The sequence below is a fragment of the Haloarcula montana genome (assembly GCF_035666295.1).
Lineage (GTDB): Archaea > Halobacteriota > Halobacteria > Halobacteriales > Haloarculaceae > Haloarcula > Haloarcula montana.
The window spans coordinates 299,010-319,702 of the sequence record NZ_CP142028.1 but is presented as its reverse complement, the minus strand read 5'-3'; the positions used below and the strand labels follow the sequence as shown (position 1 = coordinate 319,702).

The window sequence follows — 20,693 nt, the reverse complement described above, 5'->3', positions numbered from 1 at the left end:
CGGTTTTGTTGGTTGGTCTGGAACGGTTCCAATGGGCGCCGTCTTCCAGCAATCCCGCCGTACTAACTCCCATCGCTCAACCGCCCGGCCCTCTTCGTCTGATATGACGGCGCCCAGGGTGGCTCCGTGGGGATGTCGTTTCGCGATGGCTATCCATCTCCCCGCGTGTGTAGCTCCCGCATCACTCGACCCAGTCTGAGTATAGCGGACGATGGGTCCAGCCATCGTCGTGAATCGAGCTAACTCGGCCCCAGAGCAACAATTATGCTGGATTCCGGCGTACCGGTACGTAGGGACACAGCCTGCCACCAGTGTGGAGGCACCGAACCTCTGGCAACACCGATACGCTGTGTCCCGGTTCTGTATTATGAACTACCAACGGTGGGAACTCACTGGTGATCACCGCCGTCAGCGCGGTGGGGGAGAGTCACAGACACTCGCGAAGGCGTCGACTTACTCGCGGGGGCTGAACCCACACTCCACATCCCGGTGTGACCACTATACAGTAGCCTGACGCACGGATTTCCGGTGAACCAGTCAGGCCGACACGCAACTTTTCGGGCAGTGACACATCAGCTCGAACAGCCATCGCTTCCTCACTCTTCTCTCACTACGTTTCAGCTCTCGCTCATACTACGCGATATAGGCCCATATAGACATGAAATATCCCTCGATACGACGATAATCCGGGATTTATACGTAGCTATTTGATATGCGCGCACATCGATCCTTTTCAACAGGCCGTCTTTCCGGACGGACGTTCCTCCTCCCGTGTTCCGGAATCAATCCCTCAATCAACCGTATCGAGTCCAAAATAACGCCCATTGAGTTCTATCGGCGTTTTTCTCTCCGGAACTTGGCATCAAGATTTCGATAGGAAGCGCTGTGTTCACTGTTCGAGTTACCCGGACCCGGACGATAGTTCGTCCCCGTCCCAATTGAAGCGGTTTCCACGCCGATCGCAAACGGTACGCTCGGGTGTGTACTGATTCTCGATAACTACGAGTGGTTGTTCCCCGGGCATTCGTACGCTTCACCGTTATCCATTGGCTGGTATCCGAGCCGTCGACGCGCGTGACGGATAGAGAACCATCGTCGGTCGTTGTCGCTCACTCCGTTGAAGATTCCATAGGAGACATCGTCGTCCTGCAGACAGCAGTCGACGAGGTGTGCGAAATCACGCCGGGAGTGCCACATCGCCTTCGTACGTGTGACCAACCGCCGGTATTCCTGACTGTCTCGGGTCAGATCGCCATCCGCGACCGTTTGCTCTGCCTGACCGTAAGGGGTATCGTGCGTGTATGGCAGTACCGTACAGATTCTGAGCGCGTAGAACCGCGCTGGCGTGCCGACCGATTCACTGTAATAGCGGCCGAGATCCTCGCCGAATGACTTCGTCGCCGCATAGAACGAATCCGGCCGAACAGGATCGTTCTGGCCGATCTTCAACGGAAAATCCGGACGGTACAGCTCCGGCGCGAGCGTCTCCTCGTACATCCCTTGGACGTGATTGGTCGACCCGAACACGAACGACTCTACATCCGCATCGCGGGCCGCTTCGAGTACGTTGTACATCCCGACGACGTTCGGTTCGAAGACATCAGCCCAGTCCCCGTCGATATATGGGTAAGCAGCAAGGTGGACGACGGCATCCTGTCCGTCGAACGCTGGACGAATCGCCTCGTACTCCGTAATATCGGCAACGTGGGTATCGAACTGCCCGTACCGATGGTCCGACGACCGATCGGACCGGTTCAAGTACGTAAACTCGTACTCGGACCGGCCGTCGAGACGATCGATGATCGCAGTGCCACAGCGTCCGTAGGCACCAGTAACAAGAACGTTCATGGCGGGGAGGACGTTTGTCGTTTCATATACAGTTAGTGTCTATCGCCGTCTGTTTATGCTGCGGCTTTCCACGAGGGGTGCATCGATCTCAGGGAGAGCGCCGGGAGCATTCGAGCAGCCCGTTGAGGTAGGCCACAGCGTGCGCACGAGACCGGTGTCCCCACTCCGTATCTCCGGTGATCGTCGGGACGTGGTCGGGAACCATGACGCCGTCGAACCCGACGTCTTGCAGCGCCCTGATGGCGGTCAGCGCGTCGAAGTTGCTCCGGTCGTCGTCGACAAACGTCTCCGTGAAACTCGGCCAGGTACCGATGACATCACGGAAGTGTACGAAGACGATGTCATCGTCTTCGCCGAACCGTTCGATGACCTCGGTGACATCCGTCTCCGGCATTTCCGAGAAGCAACCCAGACAGAGCTTGAGACCGTGGTTGTCGCTCGGAACTGCGGTCATCGCTCGCTCGAACGCTTCGACGTTCCGGAACAACCGCGGAATCCCACCCAACTGCTCAACCGTGGGCGGATCCGCTGGATGGAGCGCCAGCGTGACACCGGCTTCCTCGGCAACGGGAAGAACCGCTTCGAGGAACCGCTCGTAATTGTCCCAGAGTTCTGCCTCGTCGTACTCGCGTTCGACTTCCGGAGCCCGTTCGTACGGCTCGTCGATATCGTCGATATCGAATCCACGGCCACGTGCTCCACCCCGGAGCTGCACTGTTTGGGACGTCCGCATCGGGACGACCCCACGTGGATTCCACTGATAGCCGAGGATCGGGATATCGGCCTGCCCAACGTTGCGAACGAGTTGCTTGATCGTCTCTAACTGTCGGTCCTGCCCATCCACCCCCAACATGATCTTCCCGTAGACGTTGTAGCTGAGCGACTGGATCCCCATCAGCCGGAGCCCGGCGTCTTCGGCTCGGTTCCGGGCCGCGACGAGATCCGAGACTGACGGGACAACGCCCTCGTCGATGGTGATCGTTTCCTCGTCGTGACTTCCCTCGTCGGCGAAGACATCCCCGCGGGGGTCCCGGTGATCGAGGAAGATATCTTCGACACCGATCTGACGGCAGAACTCGAGCCGTTCGTCGGAAAGGGTTCTGGTCCGGAGTCCGGCCCGTAACGCCGGCGTTCCCGAACCGTCTGTCGTGCGTTGTGTCATATATTACTGTGGTTCGGTGGGAGTGTTATATATTCTTGTGCTCCGATCCCTCACTCGATTAGCTGGCTGATATCGTCGTCGAGTTGGTTGTAGAGGGTTTTTGCCTGCTCTACCTCCGGCTCCGTGAGGGGGCAGATCGGCTCACGGACTGTACCACCGTACATCCCCGCGAGTTCGAGTCCTTGCTTTACCGCCGGGACGCTGACCGCACCCGGGATAGCATTGTCCTGTCCCGGTTCGTCTCTGAACTGCTGGTATGGGAGACAGATGTCTCTGAGTTCCCGGGCTCGGCTCCAGTTCTCGTCGGAAAGGGCGTCGAACAGGGCTAATCCCACCTCGGGACGGAAGTTGCTCACTCCCGCGGAGAACCCTTCGACGCCTTCCGCCCAGTAGGAGACAGCGTATGGCTCAGCCAGCCCATCAACCCACACCACGTCGTCCGGACCTCTGGTCGTCGCAGTGCCGAGTTTGACTGGGTCATCGAGTGCGTATTTGATGCCTGCGACGCTCTCCATCCGCGATAGATCGAGTAAGAACTCGACCGTGGGGTCGAACCCTCGAACGTACGGGACCAGCGGCGTCTCCGTCACGGCCGCCAGTCTGCGATAGTACTCAAGCACGCCCTGTTCGTGCAGATAGGTGTGGTCCGGCGGCATGACCATCATCGCATCGACGCCGATCCGATCATACTGCCGGATCAGGTCTTGCGCACATTCCGTGCTTCCGCCGACACCCGCGAGAACACAGGCATCGGACGGTAATGCGTTGACGCTGGTCTCGGTGACGCCGACCCGCTCCTGCTGGGACAGTGAGTGGAACTCGCTGATGTTCGCCGCAGTCAGATACGTCCTGATTCCCTTCCTGTAATGTTCCTGTGCGTTTTCCTCGATTTGCCAGTGCGTTATCTCCCCATCTCCGTCAAATGGAGTTAGAAGACCGACGGAGACACCTCGGAGGCGTTGTTTGACCGTGTCGAATTGTAATGGCATTGTCCACAACATGTCATTGCCGGTATTTAAACCTACCTCCAAGATCGAGCAGCTAGCGGCCGACTCATACTGGTATCTATAGACCGGTTCTGGCTCACGCTGCCCTCGTGATCGCTGGGGGCCTACGACACCCTACGAGTACATCGAATTCACTTCAATGACGTTGGCTGCCTGTGCGACCATCTCCGAGAGTTTGTTTTCGATTCGGTCGTCGGTCATCCGCTGGGAGGGGCCTGACACACTGAGCGCACCGAACACTCCGGCATCGGGGTCGGTCACTGCCATCCCGATACAGCGGACACCTGGAAGGTTCTCCTCGTCATCGATCGAGTAGCCACGTTCACGGGTGGTTTCGAGTTCGTCGAACAGCGCATCCGGTTCAGTGATCGTCTGTTCCGTCCGCTCGGTCATCTCGTGTCGCTCGATGATGTTCTCTACTGTCTCGTGGGGCAGTTCCGCCAGGATTGCCTTCCCGAGTGATGTCGAGTGCATCGGCATTTGCTTTCCAACCTGCGAAGCGGTTTCGACGGCGGCGTCCCCTTTAGACTTGGAGAGATAGACGACGCGGCCGTTCTCCTCGGAACCGAAGTGGACGACCTCCCCGGTTTGTTCCGCGAGCATTCGGACCTGTTCACGGACGATCTCACGCTTCGCCACTCGTCCTTTCACCGATTCGGCAATATCGAGAAACCGGAGACTGAGATGATACTGATGACCGTCCTTGACGACGAATCCCTCGTCTTCTAGCGTGGCGAGGTGGCCGTGGACTGCACTCTTCGAGAAATCCATCGCCTCGGCTATCTCGGTGATACCCGCTTCGTCCCGCTCCTGAAGGATTTCGAGTATCCTACAGGTCTTGTGGACCGCCCCGATTTTTCGCGGTGTGTTTGTCGGCATAGATCACGATAGATGGCATAGACACTTAGTTCTTGTTCACTATTGTCGAATCCCTTGATATAGGCCTGAGAACTGCTGAATTCGTCGTACTCAACTGAGAAGTAGATGTGACTATTCTTCATTATTATCTGAAAACCGTTCATAGAACGGATCGAATAATGAATGTACACATATTATAACTGTATCCGAATCCAGGGATTGCGTCCGGACACCCAGCGGTCTTCGGTGCCAGCGCTATTGTTCGTTCCAACGCTGTGACTAAACGTTCGGGAAGTTAGTTCGATAGGCTCGAATCTCCGCTCTACGCGGAGCTACCGTACTCTTACCCCGGTTTGTGAGGGGAGATAGCGAACGGAGTCACCACGAAAACGAGCAACCGATCTTGAGATCATAAACGTACACCTGTTATATTATGGGGCATATCTCGTCTTGTGCCCCCGTTCCCCACTTGGTATGGAGCCGTAAGCAGGTACATTCTCTCATAGAGAATAACCGTCGACGATGGACTAATTTACGCGGGTCGAAGTAGATAAATATCTCCCACACCACGTTCTTGTTAATAGTTACCACATGTCTATCCATGATACATCCGCTGTAAGCGTCCGTGTGAGTGCATCTATCTCTTGATTCGATAGCTGAGAACCTGATTACCGAGCCACCTCTCGATACATTTTTACGTGAGTGATTGCCACGCCGATACATGGGATTCATCGATGACCACTACCTCCTCGATTCAGACGTTGCGGTGGAAATATACGACAGTATTCGTGATCTCCCGATCGTTGATCCTCACAGCCACGCAGACCTAGAGGAAATCGTGGTTGACGAGGGATGGACTGACATCTGGGAAGTCGAAGGCAGTACGGATCACTACGTCTGGTCGGTGATGCGAAAGCGTGGCGTCCCGGAACGAAAGATCACCGGTGACGCCTCCAACAAGGAAAAGTGGCTTGCCCTGGCGGAGATATTCCCTGAACTCGCTGGAAACCCCACCTACGAGTGGATTCATCTCGACCTGCGCCGACAGTTCGGTATCGACAAACCGATTTCTGCGGACACCGCTGAAGAGATCTGGACGGAAACGAAACAACAACTCGACGACCCGTCGATGCGACCACAGCGACTCCTCGACGAGATGGATGTCGAAGTGCTGTGTACGACGGACGATCCCACCTCGGATCTCGAAGAACACGAACGAGCGGCGACAGAGCTGGACGGGATCGATGTGTGTCCGACCTGGCGCATCGATAGAGCGGTTCACGTCGAGGACGCCGCCTGGGACGCATTCGTCGAGGAACTGGCTGCATCGACAGGAACAGATACATCGACACTCTCGGGATTCCTCGATGCGCTGGCCGAAACGCACGATTACTTCCACGATCACGGATGCCGGGCAAGTGATCTCAGCCTGACCGAACCGGTGTCCCGTCCAGTTAGCAGACAACGGGCACGGACTGTCTACCGGCGGGCACACGACGGGCACAACCTCACCGAGACAGAACTGCGGGACTTGCAGGCGTTTCTCATCGAAGCGGTCGGGAAACTCAACGCCGAGAAAGACTGGGTCACGCAACTACACATCGGACCGGTCCGCGATTACCGAGACTCGCTCGCGGAGACCGTCGGCGCCGACGCCGGCGGTGACGTCTCGACACAGACGATCGAACTGACCGAGAACCTCCGGTACTTCCTGAACCGGTTCGACGACGAGATGGAGATCGTCCTCTATACGGTCGATCCGACACATTATCCCTCGATCACGACGCTCACGCGGGCCTTCCCCAACGTCAGCGTCGGTCCCGCGTGGTGGTTCAACGACAGCCCACACGGGATCGAGGAACAGTTACGCCACGTCGGGAGCGTCGATCTGTTGGCAAACCACGCCGGAATGGTCAGTGACTCACGAAAACTCATGTCGTTTAGCTCCCGGTTCGAGATGTTCCGACGGGTGCTGGCCAACACGCTCGGCGAGATGGTCGAACGGGGGCAGATGCCGACAGAACACGCGACACAGCTGGGGCGTCACCTGTCGTACGACCGCCCGAAGTCACTCTATAACTTTTAATTTGTCCACCCCTCTCCCGGTATCCCGTTTCGAGAGGCGCGATGATTCGATTGTCGGGACACACAGGGAAAAATAAAAATAGGAGTTCGGACAACGCTCCTATGTATGAGTCAGTCTTTCCAAGGCGAAACTGCGATTGTTACCGGTGCATCCCGCGGAATCGGGCGGGGAATCGCACAGAAATTTGCCGACGAAGGTGCGTCTGTCGTCGTCAACTACCGATCCGCAGCAGATCTAGCGGAGGAAGTCGTGTCCGAGATCGAAGCCGACGGCGGGGAGGCCGTTGCTGTGCAGGCGGACGTCTCGAACTACGACGAGGTGGCCGCGATGGTCGAAGCCACTGTCGAAGAGTTCGGCTCGCTCGACGTTCTGGTAAACAACGCCGGGATCGTCGAGACCGATCCGGCAGAGGAGTTCGACATTGAAACGTGGCGTCGGGTTGTTGACGTGGACCTCACGGGCACGTTCATCTGTTCGCAACTCGCCGCCAAAGAGATGATCGACAGCGATGGCGGCGCAATCGTCAACGTGGCCTCGATGATGGGCGGCATGGGATTCGCACTGCGTTCACCGTACTGTTCGGCCAAAGGCGGTGCCATCAACCTCACACGGACACTCGCCGTCGAGTGGGCCGAACACGATATCTCGGTGAACGCGCTCGCCCCGGGGTTCATCTATACGGATATTACGGACGAGACGCAGGAATCCGCGGGATATACCGACACGGACATCAAACGCCGGACGCCGATGGCCCGCTACGGGTCGATCGAGGAGATGGCCAACTGCGTATCCTTCCTCGCCCGGGACGACACGTTCGTCACCGGAGAAGTGCTCCACGCCGACGGCGGGTGGACCTCAGACGCCTGGCGGTACCACGAAGGCCGGGCGTAATTCCAGTCCAGCCAGACACCGATCAGTGGTGTCTATCGGTGTGGACTCCAGCAGACGACCTCCGTGGGCTGTCTACCGGCCACATCACGGCCGATATCGAGTGCTCTCAGGACACGTTCCGAACCGCAAATCCGCTGCCGTCGGGCCATACAAAAACTATTTATTTCTGCCACCGCGACTAGCTGCTGAACCAATATGAGCGGAACTACAGACCAGCAGGAACTACCGGTATCAAGCGAGGCACCCGTCGATCCGGACGATGTGAAGATCGGATATATCGGCGGAGGGAGCCGGCTGTGGGCGAGAAATCTAACCAAGGAACTCGCCCTCGACGAGACCATGTCCGGGGAAGTCGTGCTGTACGACACGGACTACGAGAGCGCACAACGAAACGAGGAGTTCGGAAACTGGGTACAGGAGCGTGAGGACGCAGTCGGTGATTGGACGTACCGTGCCGTCGAATCACGGGAAGAAGCCCTCACTGACGCTGATTTCGTCATCCTTTCGACGCAGTACCCGCCGACGGAGTCGATGAAATACGACCTGGAGATTCCCCAGGAGTACGGAATCCATCAGGCCGTCGCGATCACGAGCGGCCCCGGTGGGATCATGCGTGCAATGCGGACGATCCCCGTCTACCGTGATATCGCAGCATCGGTTCGGGAACACTGTCCCGATGCGTGGGTGCTGAACTACACGAACCCGGTGACCTACGTCACCCGAACGCTGTACGAGGAGTATCCGGATATCAACGCGCTCGGGCTCTGTCACGAAGTGTTCCACGCACAGGAACTTCTGGCGGAGATCGTCGAGGACCAGTTCGACGTTCCGAAGCCGTCCCGGGACGAGATCGAGGTCAACGTCCAGGGCGTCAATCACTTCACGTGGGTAGACGAGGCCTCCTGGAACGGCCACGAACTGCTCCCCGTCGTTGAACAGTACATGGAGAAAGACGGGGTCGTTCGGGAGTACACGCGAGCAGAACTGGAAGACACCTCCCACTCGATGCACCCCGGGTTCCAGGACAACAACCAGATCACCTACGAGCTGTTCAAGCGCTTTGGGGTGTTGCCTGCAGCGGGCGACCGCCACCTCGTCGAGTTCGCGACGTGGTTCCTCCAGGAGGACATGCCGGAGGACCTGAACCGGTGGGGCGTCCTCCGGACGCCGAGTTCGTATCGGTTGGCCCGATGGGACGACGAGGCCGACACGGTGCAACAGTTCATGGACGGTGAGAAGGAGTTCGACCTCTCCGAGACAGGGGAAGTGATTACAGAACTCATGGAGGCACTCGCCGGTCTCTCCGATATGCGGACTCACGTGAACCTCCCCAACAACGGCCAGATGCTAGACGCTCCGGAAGACGCCGTTGTCGAGACAAACGCGGTCGTGACCCAGAACAACGTTCGGCCGATCGTCAGCGGCTCACTGCCCCGGCCGGTCCAGACACAGGTTACCCAGCAGATCAACAACCAGGAGACGATCATCGAGGCCGCGTTCGACGGCTACGACGTCGATTACGCGTTCCAGGGCTTCCTGAACGATCCACAGGTCAAGACGCTCCAGACGGAGACTGCCAGGGACCTCTTCGCCGAGATGTGTAACGCGCTCCAGCCGCTCCTAGACGACTGGAACCTCGGCGACTCCGAGACGCTGAACGAATCCCCGAAGTTCGACCTCGAATAGTCGGTCACCCCGGTCCCCAGCTTGAGAGTCTGTAGGGCATCCGGATTCCAGCGCCGAACGGCTCTCTTTCCCGTTCGTCGCAAAACCGACGGACATCTGTGGGACCCGTGGGCAGCACACGCTCTCAATGAGCGCTTCGCGTTGGTTCGTATCCTACGAGGGAAAGGTGACATACATATTCTTCCGGTAGGTTTTTATATGATAGGGAGGAACAGTGAGTTTGTGATGTCGGAACGAAACTCATCAAAACGTAGTGGTTCGAACGGAATCTCACGCCGTCGATTCGTCGCGGCGACCGGCGTTGCAGGCGTTACAGGCCTCGCCGGGTGTGGTGGCGACGGCGGTAGCGGTGGCGACGGCGGCAGCGACGGAGGGTCCGGCGGCGACGGCAGTACGACCGATACACAGAGCAGTAACACCGGGGCCACGACTGTCAACTGGGCGCTGTCGGTCGACGGGGAAGTCTCGGACGACATACTCAACGCGTACAAGGAGGCGATGCACAGCAACGGGCTCTCGGACGATATCGAGGTACAGTTCACCGAAGTCCCGTTCGATCGCACTCGCAGCCAGTACCAGAAATGGTTCAGTGCGGAACGTGCCAGTCCGGACATCATCGACATGGACACCGGCTGGGCCGCTCCGTTCATCTCACGGGACTACCTGCTGAACCTCTCCGAGGAGATGCCTGACCTCGTAGATCAGGTGAAAAACGAGTTCTTCAGCCCCGTCGTCGACGCGCTACAGGACTTCGAAACCGGCGATCAGTACGCAGTTCCTCGATATATCGATATCGCGGGGATGATGTATCGGAAGGACTGGGCCGAGGAGGCCGGCTACTCGCCGGATGAGAACAACTGGCAGACTGAAGGGCTCACCTGGAAGGAGCTCTCGCAGGTGACCGCGGATCTTCAGGAGCAAAACGACACGTCGTACGGATTCACCACGCAAGGAAACGTCTCTCAGACGCTCGCTTGCTGTCCGTTCAACGAGCAGATGACGAGCTGGGGCGGCGCGTACTTCGGCGGGCGCGACAACCTCTATGGGCCCGTCGGGGACCGTCCGATCACCGTCACCGAAGAGCCTGTCATCGACTCGCTGAAGATGATGCGGCGGTTCATCTACGGGAGCGACGACGAGCACGCGATTCAGGACGACGGCTTTGCGGGTGGTATCACCCCGTCCGAGATCTCCGGATGGCAGTACCAGGGTTCGCTCAACCCCTTCCTCCAGGGCGATGCGGTCATGCATCGTAACTGGGGCGGGTTCATGTGGGACGCAGTCGACGAGCTCGGTGCCGACAAACTCGGCTACATGGTCCTTCCGTACGCTGAGAACGCGTCGAGCAAGTACGACAACACCGGTGTCGCAGGGAACTCCGCGCTGGGTGGCTGGTCGTACGCGATCAACAGCTTCTCGAACAAGACCGAGGCGGCGAAAGAAGTGATCAGATCCGCTGTCTCCGACGACTTCTACATCACTGGATTCGATCAGGAGGGGAACGTCCCGCCGAAACCGGCGGTCCTCGAATCCAGCGTGGTCGAGGAAACCGCCCTCGGTTCCTACGTGCCCACCTTCGTCGAGTCGGCGAAGTACGTCATTCCGCGCCCCGCTTCGAAAGTGTGGCTCCAGGAGTGGTCGCCGATTTCGGAGAACGTCAACGCGGTCTACCGGCAGGAGAAGGCACCCGCACAGGCCATGGAGGACTGTGCGAGTGACCTGGAGTCGATCGAAGGGCAGTACTCGTAGACCACCAGGCGAGTTATATCTCAAGAGACTATGTCGGCCTCTAACCACAGCCGAAACCCGATAAAGGCGCTCTATCAGATCGCGGTCAAGCGGATCGCGAACATGAGTGATACTCGGTTCGCGTATCTACTGCTGCTTCCGACCCTACTGACGGTCACGGCGCTCGCGATCTGGCCGCTGATTTACACCTTCGAGATCTCGCTGCACGCCAACTCGCTGTCGGGGCTATACGGCGATTTCGTCGGCCTGGAGAACTACGTGCAGATTCTCTCCGGTCAGCGCGACGCGATCCTCCCGAGCCCGTTCCTCTCGCTTCAGGACCCGATAAATAGCGGTCTCATCGTGACGTTCATCTTCGCGTTCGTCAGCGTCATACTGGAGGCGTTTCTCGGATTCGGGATGGCACTCGTCCTCGACCAGCAGTTCCGTGGTCGGCGGTTCGTCAGGGCGGCGATCATCATCCCGTGGGCCTTCCCGATCGTCATCCAGGGGATGATCTTCTACATCATGTTCACGCCCGGACTCGGGTTCGCGACCGAACTGACAGCCTGGCTCCCGTATCTCTCACGGAACGCGCTGTCTCACGGGCTCACGGCACTCGTTGTCGTCATCATCGCGGACGTCTGGAAGCAGTCCGCGTTCATCGCGCTCATCGTGCTGGCCGGGTTGCAGAGCATCGACCGGTCACTGTACAACGTCGCGAAAGTCTCGGGTGCGACGCCGTGGCAGCGGTTCAAGCTCGTGACGTTCCCGCTCGTGATGCCGTCGCTGCTGATCGCCCTACTGTTCCGGACGATCGGGGCGATGCGTATCTACGGCCAGATCGAGGCGATCGCGAGTTGTTCCGTCGTCCCGTCGCTGAGTTGTATGGTCGTACAGTCGTTCGACACTGGGAACTACGCGAACGCCGCTTCTGTCGCGTTCATCACTGCATCGATCATCGGCACTGTCGTGTCGATATACCTACTCAAATACAGGGAGGTCTAACTCATGGCTGACAACAACGCAGGTGGCGGGCTCGTTTCGAGATGGGCTGACTACAGTATGCGCAACCCGGAAACGGTCTACCGGTATCTGTTGTATATCGGGATCGGAGCGTTCCTGCTCATCTCGTTGTTCCCCATCTATTGGCTGTTCGTCATCGCACTGACCTCCCCCGGTAACATGTCCAACATCTGGCTGTTGCCCAAGGGGTTCAACATCGGCGTCTTCGTCGAGATCTTCCGGACGACACCGTTCCACTGGTACGTCCTCAACAGCCTTATCATCTCGGCAGTGACGACCGCGTTAGTGTTGCTGTTCGCCAGTCTCGCGGGGTACGTCTTCGGCCGCATGGAGTTCCGCTTCCGCCGACCGCTGATGCTGGTCATCCTGGCGATCAGTTACTTCCCGGCTGCGTCGTACCTGATCCCGCTGTTCCGGTTGCTGACCGGAAACGTCGGTGTGGCCGGCGTCTACCCGCCGGACCTGTTCAACACGCACTTCGGGATCATCATTCCGCTACTGGGGATCATGATGCCGCTGTCGATCTTTATCCTGACGACGTTCTACGCCCAGATTCCCGACGGGCTGGAGGACGCCGCACGCATCGAAGGAACGACTCGCCTCGGCGCGCTCTTCCGGGTCATCATGCCGCTGTCGGCACCCGGAGTGGCGACTGCGGGCGTCCTCACGTTCATCATGGTGTACAACGAGTTCTTCTTCTCGTTCCTGATGAACGACGGTGAGGTTAGTAACGGCGCACCGCTGGTCTGGGGCATGATCCGCTTCCAGGAGCGGTTCCAGGTCAACTACGGGGAGATGGCCGCAGCGAGCCTCGTCGCGACGATCCCGATCGTCGTCCTCGTCCTGATCGCGCAAGAACGTATCGTCAGCGGACTAACCTCAGGAGCACTCAAGGAGTAACAATGGCAGATCTCAAACTCGAACACGTCACGAAACGCTACGAAGACGTCACTGCGGTAAAGGACATGAACCTCGACATCTCCGATGGCGAGTTCATCTGTTTCGTCGGTCCATCCGGCTGTGGGAAATCGACGACGATGGAGACGATTGCCGGTCTCACGATCCCGACTGAGGGGTCGATCTACATCGACGACCGGGAGGTGACGAACCTTCCGCCGAAAGATCGTGGCATCGCGATGGTGTTCCAGAACATCGCGCTGTTTCCCCACATGGACGTCTACGACAACATCAGCTTCGGGCTCCGACTCCGAGACTACCCCCAGGACGAGATCGACCGCCGCGTCGATCGGGCGGCCGATATCGTCCAGTTGGAGGATATGCTCAATCGGATGCCGGACGAAATGTCCGGCGGACAGCGCCAGCGCGTCGCCATCGCCCGGGCGATCGTCCGTGAACCGGACGTGTTCCTGATGGACGAACCGCTGGCGAATCTGGACGCGAAACTGAAAGTCCACATGCGGACGGAACTCCAGCGCCTCCACAAGGAACTGGACACCACGATCATCTACGTCACCCACGACCAGGAGGAGGCGATGACGATGTCCGACCGCATCGCGGTGCTGAACGACGGGCAACTCCAACAGATCGCCGCGCCACTGACCTGTTACAACGAGCCAGACAACCTGTTCGTCGCCGGGTTCATCGGCTCACCGTCGATGAACCTCGTCGAGGGCACCGTTTCGAGCAACGCGATCGAGACAGAGAACTTCTCGGTCGAATTCGACCCAGCGACCATCGAGGGGATCGGTCCCGGCGACGACGTGACCCTCGGTGTCCGACCCGAGGACGTCTACCCAGCAGCGGAGGCGACGGAACTCGCCCATCCCAGTGGCACGATCGGGGCACAATCGGACGTGCTAGAACCGATGGGTGACGAGATCTTCGTCTACCTGCTGTTAGGTGATGGCGAGACCTCGATGTCCCAGGAGACCGCGACCGACGATCAGTTGCTGATGAGCATCGATCCCGACTCGGACATGGCCGAAGGTGACGACATCGAGGTCGTACTGGATAGACAGAATATCCACCTGTTCGACAACGAGACAGGCGACGCGCTCACTCACCGTATCGCGGAGATGGCCGGTGAGAGTGAGGCGAGTACGACACAGGCCGAAACGGGCGACTGAAGGACCTCAGCAACGCGACCGTCTGTCCGCACAGACGGACCCGGCTGACAGCGGTCTCGGAAACCGGGGACGACCGTCTTCGCTGCGGAGACGCTTCAGATGGACAGCCACGGCTATAGTAGCCACTGCATACCCGATTCCACGTCCGCAGTGGGATCCGTGTGTAACTCGTTTCAATTGGTACGAGAGAGCGGAGTGGGGCTCGGTTGCGATCGCACCGATGCGTCCGAGTCGAACCGTTCGTCGACTTCGGCACCTATTTATCTGTCTGTGGGGTGAGTCCGATTGACAATGCAACTGCTAGCGTATCCTCGGGAGACGGCGGTACTCGACGGTATCTGGCAAGCGATCCCGGACCAGTACGAGATATACAAGAACTACTTCGAGGACTTCGCGGGCGAAGACGTCACGGTCCCGAAGATCTACGAGCCCGATTCGTCCCGGGCTTCGGATCGGCCGACCGATTTCAACATCACCGACGGACGGTCGGTCCGAATCCCCGCAAGTTGGGGCGAAGAGCTCCCGGAGTTCCGCCACTTCGAGGGATGGGTCTGGTACGCAACACAGTTCGACCGCTCGCTCGGTGCCGACGACGGTCGGACGTTCCTCCGGTTCGGTGCCGTCAACTACAGGGCCGAAGTGTGGTTGAACGGCGAGCGCGTCGGTACCCACGAGGGGGGATTCACGCCGTTTAGTTTCGAGGTCACCGATCTCCTGCAAGAGGGGACGAACGACCTCGTGGTGCTCGCGGACAACAACCGCTACGAGGACGGGATCCCGAACGAAGCGACCGATTGGTTCAACTTCGGCGGGATCAACCGGTCGGTCGAACTCGTCAACGTGCCGAACACCTTTGTTCGGAACTTCAAGATCGAGACGACACTGTCGGACGGGCACGTCGATATCGACGTGACGGCCTGGGTCGACGGCGATCCTGACGGCCCGGTGACCGTCGAAATTCCAGCGTTGTCTGTCGCCACCGACCTCACCACGGACGGCGACTCCCGGTTTCGCGGCCAGGTGTCGCTCGCTGACTCCGACGTCGACCTCTGGCACCCTGCCGAGCCGACACTGTACACAGTCCGTCTGCGACACGGTGACGATACCGTCTCGGACCGGGTCGGCTTCCGCGAGGTCACCGTCAACGGCAGCGACGTGCTTGTCAACGGGGAGCGAGTGTGTCTCCGGGGTGTGTCGTTACACGAGGAAGCCGACGGGAAGGGGCGGGCACTCGATAGCGAGGCCGTCCGCGAACGGTTCGACTGGCTCAACGAACTCGGCTGTAACTACGCGCGGCTCGCGCACTACCCCCACACCGAAGAGATGGCCCGCTTGGCCGACGAGGAAGGGATTCTCCTCTGGGAGGAGGTCCCTGCCTACTGGGATATCGACTTCGGCGACGAGGGCGTCCGGGAACTGTACCGACAGCAACTCCGGGAGTTGATCCAACGTGACTGGAACCGCGCCTCCGTCATCCTCTGGTCGATCGCCAACGAGACAGACCACACTGACGCCACACGCAACGAGGTGCTTCCCGAGATGGCCGAGTACGTCCGTGACCTTGACACCACTCGCCTGGTGACGGCAGCGTGTTTCGTCGACGAGCGTGCTGACGGTCTCGTCCTCGACGACCCGCTTTCGGCCCATCTCGATGTCGCCGGTATCAACGAGTACTACGGCTGGTACTACGGCGACGCGGCCGATATGGAACAGTTCCAGGAGCAGTCGGACGGCACACCCATCGTCGTCTCCGAGATGGGTGCCGGTGCGAAGTGGGGGAATCACGGTAGTGAGGACGACCGGTGGACGGAGGAATACCAGGCGAAGATCTATCGTGAGCAGATCGACGCGATCGCCGACAACGACCAGATCGCCGGGCTGTCACCGTGGATTCTGTTCGACTTCCGAGCCCCGTTTCGCCAGAACGAGTACCAGCGTGGATACAACCGAAAGGGCATCATCGACCAGCACGGGCGCAAGAAACAGGCGTTCGACGTCTTGCGACGGTTCTACCGTTCTGGGAAGGTCCCGAAGTCCTGACTCCACTGACGAGGCGACCGCGTCTCCGATCTCCGCGTCCCGCAGACCAGTTTTGCTCCCTGTGCGCGAGCGAACGAGAGCGCCCCGGATGGTCACGTGGACCGCGGTGTCACTCGACCGAATCGAGGAGGCCACGCATGTATCCGATGGCGAACAGCCTGCCTTTCGTGTGGTAACCGGGGTTGGAGTTGTCTTCCCCAGCCATCGTCGGGACGTGGTCCGGGCGCATGGGGACCTCGTCGCCGACGGCCTCCTCGTACGCGGCCATCGCGGCGTGCATGTCCGTCGGCCCGTCATCGTGCCACGTCTCGACGAACGCGTCTTCGTCGCCCTCGATATCTCTGAAGTGGACGAAGTTGATTCGGTCACCGAAATGCCGGATCGCCGACGGGATGTCCGTGCCCATCGCGGCGAAGTTGCCCTGACAGAACGTCACACCGTTGTGTTCGCTATCGACCACGTCGAGGATCCGATCGTAGTTCTCGACACTGTTTGCGATCCGTGGCACATCACGGACCGTCTCGCGGGGCGGATCATCCGGATGGAGTCCCAGTTTCACCCCGGCTTCCTCGGCGACCGGAACGACCTCCTCCAGGAAGTACGCCAGGGCGTCGAAGATCTCCTCGTGGCTCTTCTCTGCGGCCGGGACCGGCGGACCGCCCTGCATCTTCGCGTTATCGAACTCAGTGACGAGTGAGCCGCCTCGGGACTCGACGTGTGCACCCGTCCGAGCCCAACGGACCCCGGCCATCCAGTCGTAACAGACGACCGGGATACCCAACTCGCCGCAATCCCGGAGGAACTGCTTGAACTCGTCGATATCCTCGTCTCGTCCAGCAAGTCCGAGGCGAATCCGGTCTGTCAGCGGGACGCTCCCTTCGAGCACGGAGAATTCGATACCGTCCCCCTCCAACCAGTTCTGTAACTGCCGGAGCTCGTCGAAGGTCCAGTTCGTCTTGTCGTCGCCGATCTCCAGCGGGTGGATAACCGCGTCCGTGACTCCCATCTGCTTTGCGAGCTCCCACCGCTCGTCGGGCTCCGGCGGAAGCACTAGGCTTGGTCGGACCATACGGTCCGGGAGGACCCTCACTGGCATATAATTTTTCGTCTTCGATGGAAAGACTGTCGTGAGCGCTGTGTTATCCCCTGAAATTGTCCGGGATCGCCCGCCCTGGATAGAGAGACAGGTGTATTCAAACAGGTGGGAGATCGTCCCCTAGATCACTGGAAAGGGAGACACAAAACCGGCGAACTCGACGGTGCATACAGCGACAACAGAGGATGTCATAGAACGCTTCACTCACCGCGATCTCGGAACTCCGTGAAGCAATTCGATGCTCGATCAAAGATGATATTCGTGGAGAGAGGGTTCCAAACATCTGCGGAGCAAACTAAAATATCGCTTCCATTTATGTGTGGTCACACGCTAAGTGTTTAGCGCCCCCTTCTGTATGGCCGGCCACGAATCGTCGGATGATGAGTGGAAAACGACCGACATCCGAGGAATCGACGCGAAGACAGTTGCTCGCCGTATTTGGAACGATCACCACTGCGACCCTCGCAGGCTGCGGAGGCAACGGTGATGAAGAGACGCCGGGCGGCGAGGACGACACGACCGATACCGAGGCTAGCGGGTCGAACGGTGACGTGGGCGACACCCCGACGGAATCAGCGACCACCGCGTCAAGCGACGAGTCCGCCGACCTCCCGTGGGAGCAGGACGACGGAGCCAGCGGTGGCAGCGGTTGTCCGTCGGTGCCCATGTCGTACACGAGCCGGGAGTGGCCCGACGAGGATCCGTATGTGAGCTTCGATATCCCGCAGGAAGAGGTCGTGGGGACGGAGGTGGGCATCGCGAGCCGGTTGCGAATAAAGTTCGACGAGGGTGCAACGGTGATCCGGGTACACGATACCGAGGAATTTGGATACTTGGAAAGTAGCGTCGACGAGATAGTGGAGAACGAGGACAACCCCGAGTTGACCGAGGAGTACGATGTCGGGCCGGATGTGCACGTGTTCGCCTGGCCGGAGGACGAGGAACTGCCATACAGCAGAACCCTGGTGGTGCTGCCGAGCGGCTCCGGTACCGTGCGGGTGAAGGTTACGATCGGTGTCAGCTCCACCGACGAAGGAGTCGTGTGCCAGGAGGCCCTCGCCGCCGCCCACAGGCGTCTCATCGAGTCGATGCGGACAGTCTGAGTGACCACGCACGCCCCCACATGGGCCATCCTGTGACGGTGCAAGCGAGGGGAGAGCCGTAGACCCACACCGATCACGGGCCTCCAAGAGTGTCTCCACGTTCTTGGGACAACAAGGTGAAGGCATGGAACGGAGAGTGTCTGTCCGTAGATCTGTGAACCAGCTATCGAATAGGATCAAACAATCACAGTATCGTGCTACTCTGTGCGATATAGAATTAAATAGTCCACTACGAATTGATATCTTCGATTAGACCTCATTTGTATTTGTAAAATTTCCGGATAGGATTGTATATGGTATACCGAGAGTGAGTGAATGGCACCATATAGCCGTGCGGACGGTTCGATATCCGTTGACACGAAACAATTACGTTCACGGACACCGACGCTGCGCCGCCGTCACAGGAAGAACGTGACCACGGCGAGAACCACGAAGATGATCACCAACCACTTGGCGATGTCCATACTGACACCGGCGACACCGCCTGCGCCCATAATTGCGGCGACGATTGCCAGAATCAAGAACAGTATCGCGAGGCCGATGAGGTCGCCCCCGAACTGCAGCGGGACGAACTGTACTCCGCTCTCCAATACCTGTTGAAACGCCATATCGTGAGGTTCGGGGCGCAACCACTTCATCAGGTGACATTTTCACACGAGAAGTGGTTTTGATTATTAGAAACACAGTGCGGATACTCCTGTCGTCACTGCTGGTTCGGCGCTCTCCACCGATCGCCCGGCGTACTGTACAGTGCGACAGCGAGTACCCTGGGCATACTTATCCGGCTCGGTTCCGACGTGGTAACTCATGGCAGACCAAGCTTCGAAGAGCGATGACCGGACGGACGGCTCCCGGATGATGATCGAACCCGATTCGGTTCACGAGGGCGAGGACGGGATCTTCCTCGATTGTCCGAAATGTGGCTCGAACGTCTCTATCGGACGGATCGTCTCGACAGGACGCTGTAGCAACAGCATCGACGGTGAGAAAGACGCTGTCCAGGGCGACGACTCTTCTGCGGACGACTGCGACGCGCATCTTGCTCTCGAACTCGTCTGGGAATCGTAGATCACTCTCGACATCGTGTCGGTCCCCGTTCTGTCGCCCGCGTCAGGCTGTCGAATAGCGACTGATACCTGGGTCGAGACTCGGTTGGGACTGTGCCCATTCCGCCCGATGGGTCCGGCTCGCTTCAGGCATGACGTGTTGCGGACAGTGATCGGTGTGGGGTGTGCTCCGACCGCTGAAGGACCGCTACTTGAGGAGAACTGTCCCGTCTGAACGAACGACAACCGTATATCCGTGATAGTCGAAGGCGACAACCCCGTTCGACGGATTCCGGAACAGTTTCTCTAATGCGTCCGGGTCGACTTGATCGTATAATGGCGGAAGTTCAGTCGGATCCGTGCCGGCAGCCTCGGCAACCGCCTGCACTACTGCTTCACTCGTAGACGACCCCACAAATTCAAATTCCGCTTCCTGACCGTCACTCGTCTGAAGTTCCATCAGTCAGCAGTCAGCAGTAGATGCAGTAAAAGCCTGTGAATTCAAATCCTTTCGGGATTGTATTTATAATTGTAATCGTAACTCCGGTTTTGCGACGATTGGGTGTTTTGTATATCGTATTTTATTACAGGATGACTTCGGCTAGCGAGGACACCGACGGTCGTCCTCACTTCGAGAAGCGCATTCCCGCGTGAACGGTGGGAGTAACTCACGGAGGCTCCGCTCCTGGGCTGTCTCTCTCGACGTGACTACAAGCTATTTGGAAACGAATACTTTCGGTTTTCTGTTATTAAATGTATATGTAATAGCATCGGATTGGTATGTGAGGGGATCTGAAACCGATAGCCGCCTCCGGCCGGAGTGGGATCGAGAAAATCACCGTCACCGACGAGACCCACGGCGTCGAGTTGCTGTCGGCGTTACCGCCCGGTCAGATTTCACCGGTTTGCCCGTTTCGTCGCCATCGGAGAGCAGTTCCATACAGCATCTCGTTGGTTTGGCCGACAGCGCTGTATAGCCAACATCCGAGCCGTGTAGACGGAGACGCTTCCCGTCGACCGCGAATTGAT

At 58.7% G+C, this 20,693-nt stretch carries 17 protein-coding genes; 10 read left to right on the top strand and 7 right to left on the bottom strand.

Features of this window, described 5'->3' with window-relative positions:
- Positions 1–999 precede the first annotated feature (999 nt).
- The 4 genes from VJ109_RS17205 to VJ109_RS17190 all read right to left on the bottom strand — a co-directional run bounded on the left by VJ109_RS17205 (position 1,000) and on the right by VJ109_RS17190 (position 4,896).
- Positions 1,000–1,848 carry an NAD-dependent epimerase/dehydratase family protein gene (locus tag VJ109_RS17205; protein WP_324760615.1) on the bottom strand — a complete coding sequence of 283 codons (849 nt, stop codon included), beginning with the start codon at positions 1,846–1,848 and terminating at the stop codon, positions 1,000–1,002.
- Between the two features lie 88 nt (positions 1,849–1,936).
- Positions 1,937–3,010: a mannonate dehydratase gene (locus VJ109_RS17200; RefSeq protein ID WP_324760613.1), complete on the bottom strand. Its 1,074-nt coding sequence runs from the start codon at positions 3,008–3,010 to the stop codon at positions 1,937–1,939.
- A 50-nt stretch (positions 3,011–3,060) separates the two neighbouring features.
- Positions 3,061–3,999 carry a dihydrodipicolinate synthase family protein gene (locus tag VJ109_RS17195; RefSeq protein ID WP_324760611.1) on the bottom strand — a complete coding sequence of 313 codons (939 nt, stop codon included), beginning with the start codon at positions 3,997–3,999 and terminating at the stop codon, positions 3,061–3,063.
- 132 nt (positions 4,000–4,131) lie between these two features.
- The gene (locus VJ109_RS17190) at positions 4,132–4,896 is read right to left on the bottom strand and encodes an IclR family transcriptional regulator (protein ID WP_324760609.1); all 765 of its coding nucleotides are present in this window, start codon (positions 4,894–4,896) and stop codon (positions 4,132–4,134) included.
- Positions 4,897–5,596: 700 nt separating this feature from the next.
- Here VJ109_RS17190 and uxaC point away from each other — a divergent pair.
- The 8 genes from uxaC (at position 5,597) to VJ109_RS17150 (ending at position 16,419) form a co-directional block, all read left to right on the top strand.
- Complete coding sequence (uxaC, locus tag VJ109_RS17185; RefSeq protein ID WP_324760606.1) at positions 5,597–6,961, top strand: glucuronate isomerase; 1,365 nt, start codon at positions 5,597–5,599, stop codon at positions 6,959–6,961.
- A 105-nt stretch (positions 6,962–7,066) separates the two neighbouring features.
- On the top strand, positions 7,067–7,852 hold the full coding sequence (locus VJ109_RS17180) for an SDR family NAD(P)-dependent oxidoreductase (protein WP_276223487.1): 786 nt from the start codon (positions 7,067–7,069) through the stop codon (positions 7,850–7,852).
- A 195-nt stretch (positions 7,853–8,047) separates the two neighbouring features.
- Positions 8,048–9,538, top strand: a complete 1,491-nt coding sequence (locus VJ109_RS17175; protein ID WP_324760602.1) for a family 4 glycosyl hydrolase — start codon at positions 8,048–8,050, stop codon at positions 9,536–9,538.
- A gap of 225 nt (positions 9,539–9,763) precedes the next feature.
- Positions 9,764–11,287 carry an extracellular solute-binding protein gene (locus VJ109_RS17170; RefSeq protein ID WP_324760600.1) on the top strand — a complete coding sequence of 508 codons (1,524 nt, stop codon included), beginning with the start codon at positions 9,764–9,766 and terminating at the stop codon, positions 11,285–11,287.
- A gap of 102 nt (positions 11,288–11,389) precedes the next feature.
- Positions 11,390–12,274, top strand: a complete 885-nt coding sequence (locus VJ109_RS17165; protein ID WP_324760597.1) for a carbohydrate ABC transporter permease — start codon at positions 11,390–11,392, stop codon at positions 12,272–12,274.
- Between the two features lie 3 nt (positions 12,275–12,277).
- The gene (locus VJ109_RS17160) at positions 12,278–13,192 is read left to right on the top strand and encodes a carbohydrate ABC transporter permease (RefSeq protein ID WP_324760595.1); all 915 of its coding nucleotides are present in this window, start codon (positions 12,278–12,280) and stop codon (positions 13,190–13,192) included.
- Between the two features lie 2 nt (positions 13,193–13,194).
- Positions 13,195–14,379, top strand: coding sequence for an ABC transporter ATP-binding protein (locus tag VJ109_RS17155; protein ID WP_324760593.1), 1,185 nt, complete (start codon positions 13,195–13,197; stop codon positions 14,377–14,379).
- Positions 14,380–14,670: 291 nt separating this feature from the next.
- Entirely contained in the window at positions 14,671–16,419 is a 1,749-nt protein-coding gene (locus VJ109_RS17150) for a glycoside hydrolase family 2 protein (RefSeq protein WP_324760591.1), read from the top strand.
- A gap of 109 nt (positions 16,420–16,528) precedes the next feature.
- Here VJ109_RS17150 and VJ109_RS17145 read toward each other — a convergent pair whose 3' ends face one another.
- Positions 16,529–17,488, bottom strand: coding sequence for a mannonate dehydratase (locus tag VJ109_RS17145; protein WP_324760589.1), 960 nt, complete (start codon positions 17,486–17,488; stop codon positions 16,529–16,531).
- Between the two features lie 404 nt (positions 17,489–17,892).
- Here VJ109_RS17145 and VJ109_RS17140 point away from each other — a divergent pair, with 404 nt between their 5' ends.
- Positions 17,893–18,618, top strand: a complete 726-nt coding sequence (locus VJ109_RS17140) for a hypothetical protein (RefSeq protein ID WP_324760587.1) — start codon at positions 17,893–17,895, stop codon at positions 18,616–18,618.
- Positions 18,619–19,016: 398 nt separating this feature from the next.
- On the opposite strand, the gene VJ109_RS17135 is transcribed toward VJ109_RS17140, so the two are convergent.
- Positions 19,017–19,226: a DUF1328 domain-containing protein gene (locus VJ109_RS17135; protein WP_324760585.1), complete on the bottom strand. Its 210-nt coding sequence runs from the start codon at positions 19,224–19,226 to the stop codon at positions 19,017–19,019.
- A 199-nt stretch (positions 19,227–19,425) separates the two neighbouring features.
- Between VJ109_RS17135 and VJ109_RS17130 the strand changes: the two genes are divergently transcribed.
- Positions 19,426–19,686: a hypothetical protein gene (locus VJ109_RS17130; RefSeq protein ID WP_324760583.1), complete on the top strand. Its 261-nt coding sequence runs from the start codon at positions 19,426–19,428 to the stop codon at positions 19,684–19,686.
- A gap of 186 nt (positions 19,687–19,872) precedes the next feature.
- Here VJ109_RS17130 and ddfA read toward each other — a convergent pair whose 3' ends face one another.
- Positions 19,873–20,124 carry a DdfA family disk-determining factor gene (ddfA, locus tag VJ109_RS17125; protein WP_324760581.1) on the bottom strand — a complete coding sequence of 84 codons (252 nt, stop codon included), beginning with the start codon at positions 20,122–20,124 and terminating at the stop codon, positions 19,873–19,875.
- Positions 20,125–20,693: the final 569 nt, after the last annotated feature.